Here is a 19,037-nt window from a genome sequence, read left to right as displayed (position 1 = left end):
AGCTGGTAGACTCCGCCGCCATTATGATCCGACTTCAAAGCCTAACATTACAGCGTGGCCCGCAACGTCTTCTCGAAGACGCCGAGCTGACCCTGCACGCCGGTCACAAAGCCGGCCTGATCGGTGCCAACGGCGCCGGCAAATCCACGTTGTTCGCCTTGCTGCTGGGTGAGCTGACGCCTGATTCCGGGGACTGTCTGCTACCGGCCGACTGGCGCATCGCCCATATGCGCCAGGAGATCGACACCCTCGACCGCATTGCGATCGACTACGTGCTCGATGGCGACCTGCGCCTGCGCCAGGTGCAACACGACCTCGCCGAGGCCGAGAAAGCCCAGGACGGCGCCGCACAGGCCCGCCTGCACTCGGAACTGGACAGCGCCGACGGTTACACCGCCGACGCCCGCGCCCGCAAGATGCTTGCCGGCCTTGGCTTTACCAACGAACAGATGGACCGTCCGGTCGCCGACTTCTCCGGCGGCTGGCGCATGCGCCTGAACCTGGCCCAGGCGCTGATGTGCCCCTCGGACCTATTGCTGCTCGATGAGCCGACCAACCACTTGGACCTCGATGCGATCCTGTGGCTGGAAGACTTCCTGAAAAGCTATCCGGGCACCTTGCTGCTGATTTCCCACGACCGGGACTTCCTCGACGCCGTGGTCGACAACATCGCTCACGTCGACCAGAAGAAAATCACCCTGTACCGCGGTGGCTACAGCGCCTTCGAACGCGCCCGCGCCGAACGCCTGGCCCAGCAACAGCAGGCGTACGAGAAGCAGCAGGCGCAACGCGCGCACATGGAAAGCTACATCGCCCGGTTCAAGGCCCAGGCCACCAAGGCCCGTCAGGCGCAGAGCCGGATCAAGGCCCTGGAACGCATGGAAGAGCTGTCGGCGGCCCACGTCGATTCACCGTTCGACTTTGTGTTCCGCGAGTCGGTGAAAATCTCCAGCCCGTTGCTGGACCTGTCCGATGCCCGACTGGGTTATGGCGACAAGACCATCCTCGAGAAGGTCAAGTTACAGCTCACCCCTGGCGCGCGGATCGGCCTGCTCGGCCCCAACGGCGCGGGCAAGTCGACCCTGATCAAAAACCTCTCGGGCGAATTGCAGCCTTTGGCCGGCCGCCTGGTGCGCGGTGAGAACCTGGTGGTGGGCTATTTCGCCCAGCACCAGTTGGACTCCCTCGACGCCAAGGCCAGCCCACTGCTGCACTTGCAGCGCCTGGCGCCGACCGAGCGGGAACAGACCCTGCGGGACTTCCTCGGTGGTTTCGACTTCCGTGGCGCGCGCATCGACGAGCCGGTGCTGAATTTCTCCGGTGGCGAAAAGGCCCGCCTGGCCCTGGCGTTGATCGCCTGGGACCGGCCAAACCTGCTGCTGCTCGACGAACCGACGAACCACCTGGACCTGGAAATGCGCCTGGCGCTGACCATGGCCCTGCAGGAATTCAGCGGCGCGGTGTTGGTGGTGTCTCACGATCGGCACCTGCTCAAGAGCACCACGGATAACTTCCTGCTGGTGGCTGACGGCAAGGTCGAGGAATTCGACGGCGACCTGGAAGACTACGCCCGTTGGCTGTCGGACTACCGCCTGCGCAACGCGCCGGTCAGCAACACGCCGGTCAATCCGGACAAGACCGACAAGAAGGCCCAGCGCCAGGCCGCTGCTGCGCTACGTCAGCAGTTGGCACCGCACAAGCGTGAAGCCGACAAGCTGGAAGCCGAGTTGGGCAAGATCCACGAGAAGCTGGCGAAGATCGAAACCAGCCTCGGTGACAGCGCCGTGTACGAGCCGGCCCGCAAGGATGAATTGCGCGACCTGCTGGCCGAACAGGCCAAGCTCAAGGTACGTGAAGCGCAGTTGGAGGAGACCTGGATGGAAGCCCTTGAACTGTTGGAATCCTTGCAAGCGGAGTTGGAGGCGCTGTCCTGATGGAGGCGCTGCAACTGCCACTGCCGGCCCAATGGATCGCGCCGATCTGGGTGGCGGTACAGATTCTGCTGATCCTGCTGGCTGGCTACCTCGCCCAGCGTTTCGTCGCCAAATGCTTGAACCGCCTGGGGGAACGTTATCCGTTCCCGCCGCAGTTGCTGATGCCCCTGCGCGGCGGCCTGCGCTGGCTGATCATGGGCAGCGCGCTGATATTCGTGCTGGAGCGCCTGGGCGTGTCCGCCACGGTGCTGTGGACGGCGTTGTCGGGCTTTGTGGCGGTGGCCGCAGTGGCGTTCTTCGCCATGTGGTCGGTGTTGTCCAACCTGCTGTGCGCCATCCTGATCTTCACCGTCGGGCCGTTCCGTCTTGGTGACGTGGTCGAGCTGGTGGACACCGTCGACAAGCCCGGCGTAAAAGGTCGGGTGGTGGCGATCAACTTGCTCTACACCACGCTGATCGAAGTGGAAGAGGCCGGGACGGGCAGTGTCATGGTGCAAGTGCCCAATAGCCTGTTCTTCCAGCGCTCGGTGCGCCGTTGGCGCGGCAGTGACGTGCTGCCTTAACCTGTGGCGAGGGAGCTTGCTCCCGCTGGGCTGCGCAGCTGCCCCAAAAAAGCCGGGAGCGCTACGCACTCCAGCGGGAGCAAGCTCCCTCGCCACAAAGGCACACCCCAAAATTTTTGTAGCCATTTCTCGGCCAGCAGCGTTAGTTTAGAAACATTCAGCAAACTCAGCTGTGAGGTGTGTAATGGCACTCGACACATGGCTGGCCTTTTTCCTGGCCAGTTGGATCATCAGTCTCTCTCCGGGCGCTGGCGCCATTGCGTCGATGTCCAGCGGCCTGCAATACGGTTTTCTGCGCGGTTACTGGAATGCCCTGGGCCTGCAACTGGGCCTGGCGATGCAAATCGCCGTGGTTGCCGGCGGCCTGGGTGCGGTTCTCGCGGCGTCTTCAACCGCGTTCTATGCGATCAAGTGGTTCGGTGTGGCGTACCTGGTGTACCTGGCCATCAAGCAATGGCGCGCGCTGCCAACCGACCTGAGCGATGACGCGGCGATTCGCCCGCTCGGCAAGCCGATGGCGATGATGTTCCGTGGGTTCCTGGTCAACGCCAGCAACCCCAAGGCCCTGGTGTTCATGCTGGCGGTGTTGCCACAGTTCGTGAACCCGCAGGCGCCGTTGCTGAACCAGTACCTGATCCTGGGCGCGACCATGATCTGCGTGGACATGATCGTGATGGCTGGCTATACCGGGCTGGCTTCGAAAGTGTTGCGCTTGCTACGTACACCGAAGCAGCAGAAACGTATGAACCGCACGTTTGCTGGCTTGTTCGTTGGGGCGGCGGGGTTCCTGGCCAGCCTGCATCGCGCAACGGCGTAATTGACGAAACCGGATCAAAAATGTGGGAGCGGGCTTGCTCGCGAATGCGCAGTGTCAGTCACCAGATGTATTGACTGACCCACCGCGTTCGCGAGCAAGCCCGCTCCCACATTGGTTTTATGTCGGTAGCGGGATTTTTCGTTCAGCGCAGGATCTTCGGCGCTTCATCCCGTGGCAGGTTATTGCGCAATGCAGGCTGCCCGGGTGCTTCCTGATAACCACCGCCAAGCTGCTCGGCCAACTGCCGCGCAACATCCTCGCCCAACGCCTTCGACACTTCCCGCACCACACGCGGCCGGTTCAGGCTCACGCGCACGTCACGGTTGTTCACCAGCTTGGTGTCCTGGCCTTCGCCCATGGCGGTAAACGCCGAGGTGATCTCAAAGGTGCGGGTGTTGATCAGGCTGAAATCCGCCACCAGCGTCAGGCCCAGCACCGCCGAATAACTGTTGGTGTGGTCCAGGGCGTTGACGTCCTGGGTGAAGTCGATGTCCGACAAGGTGCCGAACAACACGTAGTCCGCGCCCTTGAAGTTACCGGCCTTGATCCGCTTGATCACGTCATACACATCGCCTTTGGCGTCAGCGGTGTAAGGCGTGCCTTGCACCAGCTGGAACTGCCGCGACTTGAGGATTTCACCCTTTATGTCGCCGCTGAACTTGCGCAGTTCGGTCTGCTCGATGTAGCTGTTGCGGCTCTCGTACTCGCTGTAGCTCGAGCCGCCGCTGGCGTTGTAGGCGCTGGCCTGGAAGTTGTTGCTGGCCGCGATCTGGTGGATGTACTCCTCCACCCGGGCCTCGTAGGCCAGGTCGGTCACCGCGATCTTCGGTGCGGCCGAGGCGCCAAAGGCGCACAGCAGGCCGATCATGCCGATCCATGCACGCATTGTTTAGCGCTCCGTGGTCTTGCGGATTTCTTTTTCGTCCATCCATTCGGCCAGGCCGCTTTCAACGTCAATCAGTTGCAGGCTGAACTTGTAGAACACGTCCTTGTAGTCCGAGCTGCGCTTGACGATGGAGCTGATGGAGCCTTCCAGACGGTATTTGGCGGCGACCATGTTGCCGGTCTTGCTGACGGTCGACTTCTTGTACAGGCCGCTCTGGTTCTGCAGCTTCAGCTGGTCGACCTGGCTTTGCATGTCGGTGTTGTCGCTGGCGAAGCGGGCGGTCCCGGTCTTCATCAGCTGGGTCTTGATCGAGGTGGTGATCTCGCGGGTATCGATGTACTCGCTGGTCTTGTTCTTCACGTCATACACCTGCACCACCGGGCGGCCCTGGAGGATGCCGGACTGGGCCAGGGAGCGGGTCATGCTTTCGGCGATCATCTGTAGGTCGGTGGAACCGAACTCGTTGGTCACCAGTTCCACGGCCTTGGTGTCGCCGTAGCTGATGTTTTTACCGCCCAGTACCGGCGAGGTGTTGGCGCAGCCGCTGGCCAGAACGGCAACCACGGCGAGGAACGAGAAGCGTGCAAACATGGGGATGTCTCTCTGAAACTGAATGAGTGGGCGGATCAAGGCGTCTTCACTTCCAGGCGGAAGTCGGCGGCCTGGGGCAGGTTGGCGATGGCCGGCAGGAAGGTCGCCTGGTTGGCGTAGAGGTTCAGCACTTTCCAGGTCTCTTCGTCGCCCACCGGGAAGCCGTCGGCACCCAGCCAGGCGAAGCGGTAATACATCATCTGGTTGCTGCTGGTGATATTGCTCAACTGCACCTTGGCGGTCAGGAAACCGTTTTCCCGGGCGACGCGGATGGCGCCCACTGCGATGCCCTTGAACTTGCCCATCACCACGACTTTGCTCGCGGCGCTGCCGGGTTCCGGCGGTGGCGGGGTGGCGCAACCGGCCAGCAGGATCAGCGCCAGGGCGCCGAGGATGAAATGACGCATAGCGTGCTCCTTAAGGTTGTTTGAGAGTGGCGACGGCCTGGGGCGGATTGTTCTGCACCACGTGGGCCGCGAGACCGCCGGCGAATACCTGGTTGCCGACCACGCGTAGGGTGATCACCTGGTAGCGCTGGTCGGCCTTGACCGTTACCAGCGTGCCGCCCAGGGCGTTGGGCAGGCTGACTTGATGCTCGCCGTGCTTGAGGCGCAGGCGTGTCACCTGGGTCATGTCCGGCAAGGTGCGCCAGGTGCGGGTGTCGGCGCCTTCGGTGACGGCCGAGGCGATGCCGAGTACCAGGCCCGCCATCGGGTTGGTCTTGTTCAGGTTGTTCTGGGTGATGCCGCGAGTGACGGCGCGCACGGTGGTGCGCAGGATGATGCCCGGCATGTCATCCCGCAGGGCGCGGCGGGACATGACGGTGGTGCTGTTGAGGGCCGTGAGGTTCTGCTGCTGACCGTCGACACCGATCTGTGCGAAGGTCGCGGTGGAGGTGTCGGGCTTGATCACCGGGAACGACAGCGGGGTGATCACCAGGTGGCCGTCGATGGGGATCGGCAACGGCAGGCGAATCGAGTCGCGAGCCGGTGCCAGGCCGCTTTGCACCACGATCAGCACGTCGGTCTCGTCGGCGCCGACTTTGGACTTGTCCAGGTTGAGCAGGGCCTGTTCCAGCAGTGGGGTGTTGGGGCGCAGCTCGGCAGCCTTGCGATAACCCGGTGCGGCCAGGTCTTTTTCGCCCAGGGCTTCGTAGACGAAGCCGGCGAGGTAATGGCTGAACGCGCTCTGGTAGCTGTTTTTCAGGCCGACCACTTCCGGGGCGTCGAGGCTTTCCACCGGGTAGCCGCGCAGGTCCTTGAACTGGGTGTTGATGCCCTGACGCTCGGCTTCGTTCTCGCTCTTGAGGTATTCCTTGTCCCGCAGGTCGGCGATCACCGCCTCGCGTTCGTGGGTTTTCTTGATTTCGGTGCGGGCACCGTCGAAGTCATTCAGCGCCAGCAGGTTCAGGGCCATCTGGGTGGTGAGCATGACTTTTTCGTAGTCGTAGCCTTCGTAGCGGCGGACCTTGTCATTGACCAGGAAGGCACCGAACTGCGCGAGGTACTTGTCGGTGTCGAACTTGACCGACTCTTCCCACTTGTAGACTTGCAGGTCGGCACTGCGCCAGGCGGTCTGGCTGCCGGTCAGGTCGCCCTTGGCCCGCAACAACTCGCCCTTTTCGAAGTAGTAGAGAAGGTCCTTGTCGTCGCCGGTGTTGTTCTTCTCAAGCAGGGTCAGCGCGCCGTCGACATTGCCGGTGGCCAACTGCTGATTGGTGGCTTGCAGCTCGGTGTCGTAGCTGCGAAACATCGAACAACCGGACAGCAAGGTGACTGCTGCGAGCGCGAGCGAGGTAAAGGCGCGAGATGCCATCGAGGAGCTTCTTCCCTGAACGTAATCGGCCGAATGTGCTGGTCGGGCCGAATCACCAATGGCAGGAAGGCGTCGCGATCCTGCCAATTCCTCATAAAAAGAGGAGCTAAAATGCCATTTCGCAATAACGAAGGCGCGGCATTATAAGCTGCATTACTGGCAAAACAATGGCCTTTTGGATCCTATTTCCAGTGAGGGTGCCAGCATCCGCACCTGAGTAATCCCAACCCCTGATCACTAACACCTTGAGTCAAAACCCGTAAGGTTTGACAATGTGTTACTTCGTATTTCCATTTGAGATTCATTCATGATTGCGCCCTTCCGTTTTCTTGCCTGGCTGGTGCTTCCGGCGTTGATGTCGTGCAGTTTCAACGTGCTGGCCGCAACGGCCGAGGGCGCCCCCCAAGCGCTGCATTTACTGGACTACATCGGCGCGGACTACCCGCCGACGGTGGAGGCGGGCAAGGTCATCGATGATTCGGAATACCGCGAACAGGTGGAGTTTCTCGGGGTCCTGCAAGGCCTGGTGGCCGAACTGCCGGAAAAGCCCGAGCGCGCCGAGTTGATAAAAGGCGTGGATGAACTGCTGGCCGCCGTAACGGCCCATCAGGACGGCGCGGTGGTTGCGCACCAGGCCCGGCAATTGGGCGCCAAGCTGGCGGTGGCCTATGAAGTCAGCCAGGCCCCGGCCATTACGCCCGACCCGACGCGTGGTGCACCGCTGTACGCCCAGAATTGCTCGGTCTGCCACGGTGCCACGGGTGCCGGCGATGGCCCCGCAGGCGTTGGCATGACCCCACCGCCCGCCAATCTGCGGGACGCTGCACGCCTCGACCGCTTGAGCCTCTACGCGATCTACAACACCCTTGGGCTGGGCGTCGAAGGCACCGACATGCCGTCTTTCGCCGATCAACTGGACGACCGCCAGCGCTGGGACCTGGCCACCTACATTGCCGGCTTCACCGCCGATCCGGCTGCAGCGAAAATCGAAAAGTCCTTCAACCTCGCCGACCTTGCGCGCCAGACCCCCAACGAAGTGCTAGCCGCCGAAGGCCCGGACGCTGTCGCGACGTTCCGTGCCCAGCGCGCCCAGCCGCCGCAGGTCAAGCGTGGCCCGGCGCAGTTGCTCGATTACACCGCCGCCACCCTCGACAAAAGCCTCGCCGCCTTCCGCAATGGCGAACACGAGCAGGCCTACGACCTGTCGGTAGCGGCGTACCTGGAAGGTTTCGAGCTGGTTGAAAGCTCACTCGACAACGTCGACGCCAACGTGCGCAAGGACACCGAAAAGGCCTTGATGGCCTACCGGCAGTCCTTGCAGGACGGGTTGCCGATCGAGCAAGTGCAGCAGCGCCTGGACGTGGCCAAGGGTAAGCTCACCGAGTCGGCCGGCCTGTTGGGCAGCGATGGCTTGAGCTGGTCCCTGAGTTACATCTCCGGTTTGCTGATCCTGCTGCGCGAGGGCCTGGAAGCGATCCTGGTGTTGGCGGCGATCCTCGCGTTCCTGCGTAACACCGGCCAGCAATCGGCGGTGCGCAGCGTCAACGTCGGCTGGGGCCTGGCGCTGTTGGCCGGCTTGGCCACTTGGGCGTTGGCGGCGTATGTGATTGATGTCAGCGGCGCCCAGCGCGAGCTGCTGGAAGGCTGCACGGCGCTGTTTGCCAGTGTGATGGTGCTGTGGCTCGGGGTGTGGATGCACGACCGCCGCCACGCGGCCGCCTGGCAGGACTACATCAAGAGCAGCCTGGTGGGCGGTGGCGGGCGTTTCGGCTTTGCGATGCTGGCGTTCTTCTCGGTGTACCGCGAACTGTTCGAAGTGATCCTGTTCTATGAAACCCTGTGGTTGCAGGCAGGCCCCGCCGGGCACAACGCGGTATTGGCCGGTGGCGCCACGGCGCTGGTGCTGTTGGTGGGCCTGGCCTGGGTGATTCTGCGGGGCTCGGCGAAACTGCCGCTGGCGCTGTTCTTCGGCATCAACGCCGCGCTGCTCTGTGCGCTGTCGGTGGTGTTCGCCGGGCATGGCATCAAGGCGTTGCAGGAAGCCGGGATCTTCGGCACCCGGCCGGTGGCGTTCTTTGACTTCGACTGGCTGGGCATTCACGCCGACGCTTATTCCCTGAGTGCCCAGGCCGTGGCGATCCTGGCGATTGTGGTGCTGTACGGCCGCAGCCGGCTGGCTGAAAAGCGCCGGGTGGTGGCGTAACCATGCGCGTGTGGATCGATGCAGACGCCTGCCCGCGTGCGGCCAAGGACCAGGTGGTGAAGTTCGCCCTCAAGCGCCAGTTCGAGGTGGTGCTGGTGGCCGGGCAGAGCCAGATCAAGCCGAGCTTCTCGTGTGTGAAGCTGATTGTGGTGCCCAGCGGCCCGGATGCGGCCGATGACTACCTGGTGGAACACGCGGTGCCCGGCGAACTGGTGATCTGCAGCGATGTGCCGCTGGCCGACCGTCTGGTGAAGAACGGCGTGGCGGCGCTGGACCCGCGAGGCAAGGAGTTCAGCCCGCAGAACATGAGCGAGCGGCTGGCGGTGCGTAACCTCTTCACCGATCTGCGGGAGCAGGGGCAGATGGGCGGTGGCCCGCCACCCCATGGGGACAAGGATAAGCAGGCGTTTGCCAACTCACTGGATCGGATCCTGACCCGATTGATGAAGGCTTAATCGTTCTGGTGGGTCAGTTCCAGCACTCGGTCCACCAGCTTGTTGATGCCTGAAGCCACTTCACTGATGCGCTTGCCCAGCATGTAGGCCGGGGTGCTCACCAGCTTGCGCGCCTTGTCTTCGACGATGTCGTCTACCGCGCACTCCTGGTGGGTGGCGCCCATCTTGTCCATGGCGGCTGCGGTGTCGGCATCGTTACCGATGGTGCACGTCACGCCGGGGCCATAGATCTTCGCCGCCAGGGCCGGCGAGATGCAGATCAGGCCGACGGGCTTGCCTGCTTCGGCAAACGCCTCGGCCAGTTCCAGCACCTGCGGGTTGACGCTGCACCCGGCGCCTTCCACGGCAAAGTTCGACAGGTTCTTCGCCGCGCCAAACCCACCGGGCACGATCAGCGCGTCGAAATCCTCGGCGTTGGCCTCACGAATGTCCTTCACCTCGCCACGGGCAATGCGCGCCGACTCCACCAGCACATTGCGCGACTCAGGCATTTCTTCGCCCGTGAGGTGATTGATCACGTGCAGTTGGGCAATGTTCGGCGCAAAACACTGCACCTCGGCGCCGCGCTGGTCCAGGCGCAGCAGGGTGATCACGCTCTCATGAACCTCAGCCCCGTCGTACACGCCACAGCCGGAAAGGATCACTGCAATCTTTTTGCTCATGGGCATTTCTCCTGATTCATGGCGTTAAATGTCTACTCATTTGTCACTCATTGCCAATGGGATATCCAGCCGCTACACCTACTCTAGATGTAACAATAATTGACCGGACTTGCCCATGGACTTCGTCCCTTACGCGGTACCGTTTTTCATTGCCTTGATCGTGGTCGAGCTGCTGGCCGACTACCGGCGCGGCCAACGCAACTACCGGGTGGCCGACGCCATCAACAGCCTCAGCACCGGTGTGTTGTCCACCACCACCGGGCTGCTGACCAAAGGCGTGGGCATCCTCACCTATGCCTTCGCCCTCAAGCATCTGGCAATCATCGAGCTGTCGGCCCAGAGCGTCTGGACCTGGGTGTTTGCCTTTGTCTTCTATGACTTCTGCTACTACTGGCTGCACCGCATGGGCCATGAGCGCAACATCCTGTGGGCCGCGCACTCGGTGCATCACCAGAGCGAGGACTACAACCTCAGCACCGCCTTGCGCCAGACCAGCACCGGCTTTCTGCTGAGCTGGATTTTCTACTTGCCGCTGGCCATCCTCGGCGTGCCGCTGGTGGTGTTTATCAGCGTGGCGTCCCTCAACCTGCTGTATCAATTCTGGGTGCACACGCGCCATGTGCCGAAGCTCGGCTGGTACGAGTGGTTCTTCGTCACGCCATCCAATCATCGGGCCCACCATGCACAGAACGCTCTCTACATGGATCGCAACTACGGCGGGGTGTTCATTATTTGGGACCGCCTGTTCGGCTCCTTCCAGGAAGAAGACGATAACGAGCCCGTGATCTTTGGCGTGACCACACCCTTGGCCAGTTGGAACCCGTTGTGGGCCAACCTGCAGTTTTATGCGCAGTTGTGGAGCGATGCACGGCGTACCGAAAGTGGGTGGGACAAGCTGCGGATCTGGTTCATGCGCACCGGCTGGCGCCCGGCGGACGTGGCGGCGAAGTACCCGATGGCCAAGCCCGACTTGAGCCAGTTCCGCAAATTCGAGGTGCCGCTGGACGGGCGCCAACAGCTTTACATCGCGCTGCAGTTTGCCGCGTACGTGGGTTTTGGCAGCTACCTGATGAATTTCGGCGAGGGCTTGCCGACCGCCGCCCTGGTGTTGGGCTGGAGCGCGATGGCGTTGGGGTTGTTCACCCTGGGGGTGGCGCTGGAGAATCGCCCGTGGGCGCTGAAGGCTGAGCTGGTGCGCCTGGCACTGAATGTGCCGCTGGTGTGGCTGGCGCCGCTGGTGGGGCTGTGGCCGGCCAGCTCGTTGGGCTGGCTGGGCCTGGTCAGTTACAGCTTGCTCAGCGGCATCGGCCTCTACTGTTGCAGAGACCGGCTTACTCGACTGGCGTCGTAGGCTTTTCGGCTTTTTCAGGTTCGCCTGCGGCCAGGCGAACCTTTTCTGCGGCGCAGGCTTCGCGGGTCAGGCGGGCGTTCTTGATGCGCCGGCGGATCCACAAGCCCAGGCCCAGCACCAGCAGTGCGCCCAGCACCCACAGCTCGTATTTCTTGACGCTGCCCAGCATGCCTTCCAGTACCGCGCCGAAATGGTAAGCCGCAGCCCCCAACGCAGCGGCCCACACGGCGGCGCCAATCCCGTTCAGCAACAGGTAGCGGCCCGGCGGGTAGCCCGACAAACCAATGGCCACCGGCATCACCGTGCGCAAACCGTAGACAAAACGGAAGCTCAGCACCCAGATGTCCGGGTGCTTGCGGATATGCTCCAGGGCCTTGTCGCCCAGCAGTTGCCAGCGCGGCTTGCGCGCCAGCAGTTTGCGGCCGTGCTTGCGCCCCAGGAAGTACCACAGCTGGTCGCCGGCGTAGCTGCCGAAAAAGGCAACGACCACCACCAGGTTGATATCCATGTATCCACGGAACGCCAGGAAGCCTGCGAGAACCAAGATGGTTTCGCCTTCGAAGAAGGTGCCTAGGAACAGCGCAAAGTAGCCGAAGTCATGCAGAAATTGTTGAAGCATGGTCTGGGTGCTGGCGAAATGAACGCGCAGCCTACGCCTTCGTGGACATTCATGAAAGTATCGAGATGTGTCACGAAGTGAACAATTCCTACATAAACGACGAATGCGACTACAGGTCACATGCCTGTTGCCTTACGGTGGATGAGGTAACCACAACTGTAATTCCTTCGTCATAATGGCCGCTTATAACTGTCACGCTCGCCCGTCAACCCGGGCTCAGGAGTCTGCCGTGAGCTTTACCCCCGCCAACCGTCTGTTTCCCGCCACCCGTTTGCGTCGCAACCGCCGTGATGATTTTTCCCGTCGCCTGGTGCGTGAAAACGTCCTGACGGTGAATGATCTGATCCTGCCGGTGTTTGTGCTGGACGGTGAAAATCGTCGGGAAGCGGTGGCGTCGATGCCGGGTGTGGAGCGCTTGACCATTGATTTGCTGCTCGAAGAGGCCGCGAATTGGGTTGACCTGGGGATTCCGGCGCTAGCGCTGTTCCCGGTCACGCCGTCTGAACTCAAGTCCCTGGACGCCGCCGAAGCCTGGAACCCGGACGGTATTGCCCAGCGCGCCACCCGCGCCTTGCGTGAGCGCTTTCCGGAACTGGGAGTGATCACCGACGTGGCGCTGGACCCGTTCACCACCCACGGGCAGGATGGCATTCTCGACGAAGAAGGCTATGTTCAGAACGACATCACCGTTGATGCGCTGGTCAAGCAGGCCTTGTCCCACGCTGCAGCCGGTGCCCAGGTGGTGGCACCGTCGGACATGATGGACGGTCGCATCCAGGCGATTCGCGAAGCCCTGGAGCTGGCCGGCCACGTCAACGTGCGCATCATGGCTTACTCGGCCAAGTACGCCAGCGCCTATTACGGCCCGTTCCGCGATGCGGTGGGCTCGGCGCTGAACCTGGGCAAGGCCAACAAGGCCTCGTACCAGATGGACCCGGCCAACAGCCACGAAGCCCTGCACGAAGTGGCGGCGGACTTGGCTGAAGGTGCCGACATGGTCATGGTCAAGCCCGGGATGCCGTACCTCGACATCCTTTATCGGGTCAAAGAGGAATTCAAGGTGCCGACCTTTGTCTATCAGGTCAGCGGTGAATACGCCATGCACATGGCCGCGATCCAGAATGGTTGGTTGAGTGAAGGGGTGATCCTTGAATCCCTGACTGCCTTTAAACGCGCGGGTGCTGATGGCATCCTGACTTACTTCGCCGCCCGCGCCGCCCAATTGCTTAGAGAGCAACACTAGCCCTCACAGGAACACTCGATGAATACCGAAGGACTCACAGAAGTTGCCGTAAAAGACGCTCACCCGGTGGTCGAACAAGCCACCGAGACCCCGCCGGAGCTGGAGCCGGCACCGCCTGCCGTGGTGGTCGAAACGCCAGCTGCCGCACCGGCGCCGGTGGTTGCGATCACCAATCTGGATGACAGCAGCCTGTACATCCATCGCGAGCTGTCACAACTGCAATTCAACATCCGGGTGCTGGAACAGGCACTGGATGAGTCCTACCCGTTGCTGGAGCGGCTGAAGTTCCTGTTGATCTTCTCCAGCAACCTGGACGAGTTCTTCGAGATTCGTGTCGCCGGCCTCAAGAAGCAGATCACCTTCGCCCGTGAACAAGCCGGCGCCGATGGCCTGCAACCGCATCAGGCCCTGGCCCGTATCAGCGAGCTGGTGCACGGCCATGTGGACCGCCAATACGCGATCCTCAATGACATCCTGCTGCCTGAACTGGAAAAGCATCACGTCCGCTTTATCCGGCGTCGTCACTGGACCACCAAGATCAAGACCTGGGTGCGCCGCTACTTCCGCGACGAAATCTCGCCGATCATCACCCCGATCGGTCTCGACCCGACGCACCCGTTCCCGTTGTTGGTGAACAAGAGCCTGAACTTCATCGTCGAGCTGGAAGGTATCGACGCCTTCGGTCGCGATTCCGGCTTGGCGATTATCCCGGCACCGCGCTTGCTGCCACGGATCATCAAGTTACCGGAAGAGGTGGGGGGCGCTGGCGATAACTATGTATTCCTTTCGTCGATGATCCACGCCCACGCCGATGACCTGTTCCAGGGCATGAAGGTGAAGGGCTGCTACCAGTTCCGCCTGACCCGTAACGCCGACCTGGCGCTGGACTCCGAAGACGTCGAAGACTTGGCCCGCGCACTGCGCGGAGAGCTGTTCTCCCGTCGCTACGGTGATGCGGTACGTCTGGAAGTGGCAGACACCTGCCCGAAACACCTGTCCGACTACCTGCTCAAGCAGTTCAACCTGAGCGAGACCGAGCTGTATCAGGTCAATGGCCCGGTGAACCTGACGCGCCTGTTCAGCATTACAGGCCTGGACAGCCACCCGGAGCTGCAATACACGCCGTTCACTCCGCAGATCCCGAAACTGCTGCAGAACAGCGAGAACATCTTCAGCGTGGTGAGCAAGCAGGACATCTTGCTGCTGCACCCGTTCGAGTCCTTCACGCCGGTGGTCGACCTGCTGCGTCAGGCTGCCAAGGACCCGCATGTATTGGCTGTACGCCAAACCCTGTACCGTTCCGGCGCCAACTCCGAAATCGTCGATGCGCTGGTAGACGCCGCGCGTAACGGCAAGGAAGTGACGGCGGTGATCGAACTGCGGGCGCGGTTCGACGAAGAATCCAACCTGCAACTGGCCAGCCGCCTGCAAGCGGCCGGTGCGGTGGTGATCTACGGCGTGGTCGGCTTCAAGACCCACGCCAAGATGATGCTGATCCTGCGCCGTGAAGCCGGCGAGATCGTGCGTTACGCCCACTTGGGCACCGGCAACTACCACGCCGGCAACGCCAAGCTCTACACCGACTACAGCCTGCTGACCTCCGATGACGCCTTGTGTGAAGACGTTGGCAAACTGTTCAGCCAGTTGATCGGCATGGGCAAGACGCTGCGCATGAAGAAGCTGCTGCACGCGCCGTTTACCCTGAAGAAGGGCATGCTCGACATGATTGCCCGCGAGACCCAGTTCGCCCTCGAAGGCAAGCCGGCGCACATCATCGCCAAGTTCAACTCGCTGACCGATCCGAAGATCATCCGTGCGTTGTACAAGGCCAGCCAGTCGGGCGTACGTATCGACCTGGTGGTGCGTGGCATGTGCTGCCTGCGTCCGGGCATCGCCGGGGTCTCCCATAACATCCACGTGCGTTCGATAATCGGGCGCTTCCTGGAGCACACACGGGTGTTCTACTTCCTCAATGGCGGCGAGGAGCAGATGTTCCTCTCCAGTGCCGACTGGATGGAGCGTAACCTCGACAAACGTGTGGAGACTTGCTTCCCGGTGGAAGGCAAGAAGCTGATCATGCGGGTCAAGAAGGAGCTGGAGAGTTACCTCACCGATAACACCCACAGCTGGAGCCTGCAGTCGGACGGGCGCTACGTGCGCAACACCCCGACCGGCAACCAGAACCCGCGCAGCGCCCAGGCGACATTGCTGGAGAAGCTGGGCAGCCCGATTCTGACGGTGAACTAAAAGCCTACGCGGTCAAAAATGTGGGAGCGGGCTTGCTCGCGAAGGCGGTGGATCAGTCGATGAATCTGTTGACTGACACTCCGCCTTCGCGAGCAAGCCCGCTCCCACATTTGTTTTGTGGCGTTAGATTGTTCCCACGCTCTGCGTGGGATTACATCCTGTGACGCTCCGCGTCACTCACCCCTATCAGCGCACGTTCAGCGTGAACCCAACCCGCGTCAGCCACTCGGCTTCCTGGGCGAAATCCGCCTGGGTCAGCTGGTTTTCATCCAGCCAGTTTTTCGGGAACACCACATCCAGGCTGTCGGCATTGGCGCGCAGGACCACTTGTGGCATTTCCTGGGTACCACGGATGTGGTGGAACAGGATCGCAAAACGCAACAGCGCGCACAGACGAATCAGTTTGATGCCTTCGTCACCGAACTCGGCAAACTTGTCTTTCGGAATATTGCGCCGGTGGCCGCGTACCAGCAGGGCGAGCATTTGTTGGTCTTCGCGGGAGAAACCCGCCAGGTCCGAGTGCTCGATCAAGTAGGCGCCGTGCTTGTGGTAATGGTAGTGGGCGATGTCCAGCCCCACTTCATGGACCTTGGCCGCCCAGCCCAGCAGTTCACGCCAGACGCCGTCTTCCAGGTCCCAATCCGCGGCGACCTGATCGAAAGCATGGAGCGCCTTGCGTTCAACCCGAGCGGCTTGCTCCAGGTCGACGTGGTAACGCTCCATCAACGAGCTGAGGGTGCGCTCACGCACGTCTTCGTGGTGATGACGGCCCAGCAGGTCGTACAGCACGCCTTCACGCAGGGCGCCGTCGCAGTGGTCCATGCGTTGCAGCTCGAGGGCGTCGAAAATCGCTTCGAGGATCGCCAGGCCCGCCGGGAAAATCGTGCGGCGGTCAGGCTTGATGCCGTCGAAGTCGATCTTCTCGGCATCCCCCAGCTTGAACAGTTTGCGCTTGAGCCAGGCCAGGCCCTCGGCATTGACCTCGCCAGTGCCGTGGCCGCCGGCCTTGAGGGCCAGGCCGATGGCGCGGATGGTACCGGACGAGCCGATGGCCTCATCCCAGGTCAGGCGGTGCAGGGCGTGCTCGATGCTCATGATCTCCAGCCGCGCCGCCGTATACGCCTGGGCGTAGCGCGCCGGGGTGATCTTGCCGTCCTTGAAATAGCGTTGGGTGTAGCTCACGCAACCCATCTGCAGGCTTTCGCGCAGCAGCGGTTCGAACCGTTGGCCAATGATGAACTCGGTACTGCCGCCGCCGATGTCGGCCACCAGGCGCTTGCCCGGGGTGTCGGCCAGGGTGTGGGACACGCCGAGGTAGATCAGGCGCGCTTCCTCACGGCCGGAGATGACTTCTACGGGGTGGCCGAGAATGTCCTCGGCACGGCGGATGAATTCGCCGCGGTTGCGGGCTTCGCGCAGGGCGTTGGTGCCGACGATCCGCACGGCGCCCGGGGGCATGCCGTTGATCAGTTGGGCGAAGCGCTTCAGGCAATCGAGCCCGCGCTGCATGGATTCTTCATTGAGCTGACGCTCGTCGTCGATCCCGGCAGCCAGTTGCACTTTCTCGCCGAGCCGCTCAAGGATGCGGATTTCGCCGTTCTGGGCCTTGGCCACGACCATGTGAAAGCTGTTGGAGCCCAGGTCGATGGCGGCGATCAGGGACAGATTCTTGGCTTGGGATTGCGGCATGGTTAAGGGATCTCGGTCGATAACCTCGCCATCGTGCCACGATCAACCGCTGACGCCAACGCGTAGTGCCAGAGTAATTTTCCCAAAACCGGCATGAGATCGGCGAGTCGATGTTGTAGGAAATGTCCACTCATCACGTATTACTGAGTTAACAGGTGATGTAATCCATATTTGTGCAACCCAACACTTACTGGGGTAACTGATAGTTCCTACAAGGTTTTATATCCATCCTGAGCGTTTTTACGCGCGCTCGCACAATGGCGCCGGAAGGTTCAAGGTAATAGAGCTGACGGTTCATACGAAGATTGAAATTTTCCCCGACTTTATTGTGGAATTGATATGCCGATACTTCGACTCGGCATTTGTGCCGTGGCGGTATTTATTTATGGATCAGAACGTCGTGCAGTATGAATTTGCCCGCGTGGATGAGGGGCAATGATCGTTTCTGGCCATTTGTAATTAGCCATATCTCTCATTGAAGGGTAAATATCTTATGAAGAAAAATGTTGCTGTATTGGTGGGCATGTTCTTGGCTGTTACAGGTCTGAGCGCGCAAGCCGCCGATCTTCGTGTCAAGGGCACCATCGCGCCCAGCAGTTGCAGTTTCACAATCACCAACTCTGTTATTGATTACGGGACTATCAATCCGAGTAGTTTGAGCCCCACCAACTATACCAAGTTGCCCACCAAGATCACGCCTTATGCAATCAGGTGCGGTAGCACTGTAAAGACCAGGGTTGGAATCAAGGCCGTGGATAACCGTGCCAGCAGCCGTATCCCGAATCTGATGGTCAATCAGTTCGGCGCGCCTTACACCGATATCTACAACTACGGCTTGGGCTCTACCGCAAGAGCGCAGAGAATAGGCGGTTACGTTGTGCATCTGCGTAATTCTGTCGCTGATGGCCAGGCGGTAAACGTTCTTACCAGTATCAATAATGGGACAAGTTGGGTGCAGGGCGGACCGGCTTTGGGGCAAGGCGCGAATATTGCTGCATGGTACGTTGGCACCAATACCCCAATCCAACTCAACACACTGACCGGGAATCTGGAAATTCAGGCAGTTATCAATAAAACTTCTGAGCTTGATATGACGAGTCAAATCACTCTTGATGGTCAGGCGACCTTGGAACTGCGTTACCTCTAAGAATCCTTTGAATTGGGTCGATGCAGGTTAGGGCAGTAAGTGACTTCCCCAAACCTGCGTCGACTGGTTTGTAATCTTGAGGTAATAGGAAGGTTGGTCAATGACTCAGTTGAGATTCAAAGTTCTTGCGCCTTTGTATGTTTGTTTGAATCTGGTGTTTGCTGCTGATGTATGGGCAGACGGTATGCGTCCAGAGACAACCGTTATTGTGCTGAACGAGGCGGAGGGCGAAGTCAGCATCAACGTAACCAATACCGATACAGGCCCCGCCTTACTTCATTCGACGATCGAAGATATTCCTGAAGACCTTGAGCCGTTGGTACTTATAACGCCGCCTGTTGCGCGAGTCGATGCAGGAGAGCAGCAGATGGTCAGGTTCCTGGCAATTGGCAAGGAACCGCTCAAGACTCAGCGTTTGAAGCGGGTATCTTTCGAGGGCGTCCCTCAGACGCGGCCCGGTTCGGGTGCGACGATCGGTATCAGCCTTCGGCAGAATTTGCCCTTGATCCTGCACCCCAAAGGCTTGCCTAGAAATGAAGCACCCTGGGAGCTACTGACCTGGCAACTGCAGGCCAGCACTTTGATCGTGCGCAACGACAGTCCTTATGTGGTCCGACTGGGCACTGAAGTGAAGGTCAATCCGAAAAAAATTCAAGCCAGCCTTCCGCGTGCCTACATCTTGCCCGGCGAAGTGTTGAGGGTTGACCTGAAGAAGGCCGTACCGGACGCCACTTCAGTGACCCTCGAGCCGGCCACCATCTATGGATTTACCGTCGACAGCTACGACGCATTACTCCTCGCCAATGCGCCTTGAC

General features: G+C 60.9%; 17 protein-coding genes. 10 read left to right on the top strand and 7 right to left on the bottom strand.

Annotation, left to right across the window (positions count from 1 at the left end; all coding sequences use genetic code 11):
- Window positions 1-23 precede the first annotated feature (23 nt).
- From D109_RS0109300 to D109_RS0109290, 3 genes are all read left to right on the top strand, one after another.
- Window positions 24-1,934 carry an ATP-binding cassette domain-containing protein gene (locus tag D109_RS0109300; protein ID WP_003208841.1) on the top strand — a complete coding sequence of 637 codons (1,911 nt, stop codon included), beginning with the start codon at window positions 24-26 and terminating at the stop codon, window positions 1,932-1,934.
- Window positions 1,934-2,497: a mechanosensitive ion channel family protein gene (locus D109_RS0109295; protein WP_008439307.1), complete on the top strand. Its 564-nt coding sequence runs from the start codon at window positions 1,934-1,936 to the stop codon at window positions 2,495-2,497. The genes D109_RS0109300 and D109_RS0109295 overlap by 1 nt, the downstream gene beginning before the upstream one ends.
- Window positions 2,498-2,681: 184 nt before the next feature.
- Window positions 2,682-3,314 carry a LysE family transporter gene (locus D109_RS0109290; RefSeq protein WP_017476651.1) on the top strand — a complete coding sequence of 211 codons (633 nt, stop codon included), beginning with the start codon at window positions 2,682-2,684 and terminating at the stop codon, window positions 3,312-3,314.
- A 142-nt stretch (window positions 3,315-3,456) separates the two neighbouring features.
- Here the strand turns inward: D109_RS0109290 and D109_RS0109285 are convergent, their stop codons facing one another.
- The 4 genes from D109_RS0109285 to D109_RS0109270 are packed head-to-tail and all read right to left on the bottom strand — an operon-like array spanning window position 3,457 to window position 6,606.
- The gene (locus tag D109_RS0109285; RefSeq protein WP_017476650.1) at window positions 3,457-4,200 is read right to left on the bottom strand and encodes a hypothetical protein; all 744 of its coding nucleotides are present in this window, start codon (window positions 4,198-4,200) and stop codon (window positions 3,457-3,459) included.
- 3 nt (window positions 4,201-4,203) lie between these two features.
- On the bottom strand, window positions 4,204-4,791 hold the full coding sequence (gene lpoB / locus D109_RS0109280; protein WP_017476649.1) for a penicillin-binding protein activator LpoB: 588 nt from the start codon (window positions 4,789-4,791) through the stop codon (window positions 4,204-4,206).
- Window positions 4,792-4,826: 35 nt separating this feature from the next.
- On the bottom strand, window positions 4,827-5,198 hold the full coding sequence (locus tag D109_RS0109275; protein ID WP_017476648.1) for a YcfL family protein: 372 nt from the start codon (window positions 5,196-5,198) through the stop codon (window positions 4,827-4,829).
- Window positions 5,199-5,208: 10 nt separating this feature from the next.
- A complete protein-coding gene (locus D109_RS0109270; RefSeq protein ID WP_017476647.1) occupies window positions 5,209-6,606 on the bottom strand; it encodes a COG3014 family protein in 1,398 nt (465 codons plus the stop codon).
- Window positions 6,607-6,913: 307 nt separating this feature from the next.
- Here D109_RS0109270 and D109_RS0109265 point away from each other — a divergent pair, with 307 nt between their 5' ends.
- Window positions 6,914-8,809, top strand: coding sequence for a cytochrome c/FTR1 family iron permease (locus tag D109_RS0109265; RefSeq protein WP_017476646.1), 1,896 nt, complete (start codon window positions 6,914-6,916; stop codon window positions 8,807-8,809).
- 2 nt (window positions 8,810-8,811) lie between these two features.
- Entirely contained in the window at window positions 8,812-9,264 is a 453-nt protein-coding gene (locus tag D109_RS0109260; protein WP_017476645.1) for a YaiI/YqxD family protein, read from the top strand.
- Here the strand turns inward: D109_RS0109260 and elbB are convergent.
- Window positions 9,261-9,926: an isoprenoid biosynthesis glyoxalase ElbB gene (gene elbB / locus D109_RS0109255; protein WP_017476644.1), complete on the bottom strand. Its 666-nt coding sequence runs from the start codon at window positions 9,924-9,926 to the stop codon at window positions 9,261-9,263. The genes D109_RS0109260 and elbB overlap by 4 nt on opposite strands.
- Before the next feature lie 115 nt (window positions 9,927-10,041).
- Between elbB and D109_RS0109250 the strand changes: the two genes are divergently transcribed.
- The gene (locus D109_RS0109250) at window positions 10,042-11,277 is read left to right on the top strand and encodes a sterol desaturase family protein (protein WP_017476643.1); all 1,236 of its coding nucleotides are present in this window, start codon (window positions 10,042-10,044) and stop codon (window positions 11,275-11,277) included.
- Here D109_RS0109250 and D109_RS0109245 read toward each other — a convergent pair.
- Window positions 11,258-11,896: a DedA family protein gene (locus D109_RS0109245; protein ID WP_017476642.1), complete on the bottom strand. Its 639-nt coding sequence runs from the start codon at window positions 11,894-11,896 to the stop codon at window positions 11,258-11,260. The two genes, D109_RS0109250 and D109_RS0109245, sit on opposite strands and share 20 nt — an antisense overlap.
- 229 nt (window positions 11,897-12,125) lie before the next feature.
- Between D109_RS0109245 and hemB the strand changes: the two genes are divergently transcribed.
- Together hemB and ppk1 are read left to right on the top strand one after the other, a co-directional pair.
- Window positions 12,126-13,139, top strand: coding sequence for a porphobilinogen synthase (gene hemB / locus D109_RS0109240; protein WP_017476641.1), 1,014 nt, complete (start codon window positions 12,126-12,128; stop codon window positions 13,137-13,139).
- Between the two features lie 18 nt (window positions 13,140-13,157).
- Complete coding sequence (gene ppk1 / locus D109_RS0109235) at window positions 13,158-15,386, top strand: polyphosphate kinase 1 (protein ID WP_017476640.1); 2,229 nt, start codon at window positions 13,158-13,160, stop codon at window positions 15,384-15,386.
- A 186-nt stretch (window positions 15,387-15,572) separates the two neighbouring features.
- Here the strand turns inward: ppk1 and ppx are convergent, their stop codons facing one another.
- Window positions 15,573-17,075, bottom strand: a complete 1,503-nt coding sequence (ppx, locus tag D109_RS0109230) for an exopolyphosphatase (RefSeq protein WP_017476639.1) — start codon at window positions 17,073-17,075, stop codon at window positions 15,573-15,575.
- 493 nt (window positions 17,076-17,568) lie between these two features.
- On the opposite strand from ppx, the gene D109_RS0109225 reads away from it, so the two are divergent.
- Entirely contained in the window at window positions 17,569-18,222 is a 654-nt protein-coding gene (locus D109_RS0109225; protein WP_017476638.1) for a DUF1120 domain-containing protein, read from the top strand.
- A gap of 100 nt (window positions 18,223-18,322) precedes the next feature.
- A complete protein-coding gene (locus D109_RS0109220) occupies window positions 18,323-19,036 on the top strand; it encodes a fimbria/pilus chaperone family protein (RefSeq protein WP_017476637.1) in 714 nt (237 codons plus the stop codon).
- Window position 19,037: the final 1 nt, after the last annotated feature.

Source organism: Pseudomonas sp. PAMC 26793, assembly GCF_000313235.1.
GTDB classification, from domain to species: domain Bacteria; phylum Pseudomonadota; class Gammaproteobacteria; order Pseudomonadales; family Pseudomonadaceae; genus Aquipseudomonas; species Aquipseudomonas yamanorum.
This window is presented reverse-complemented; position numbering and strand designations above follow the sequence as displayed.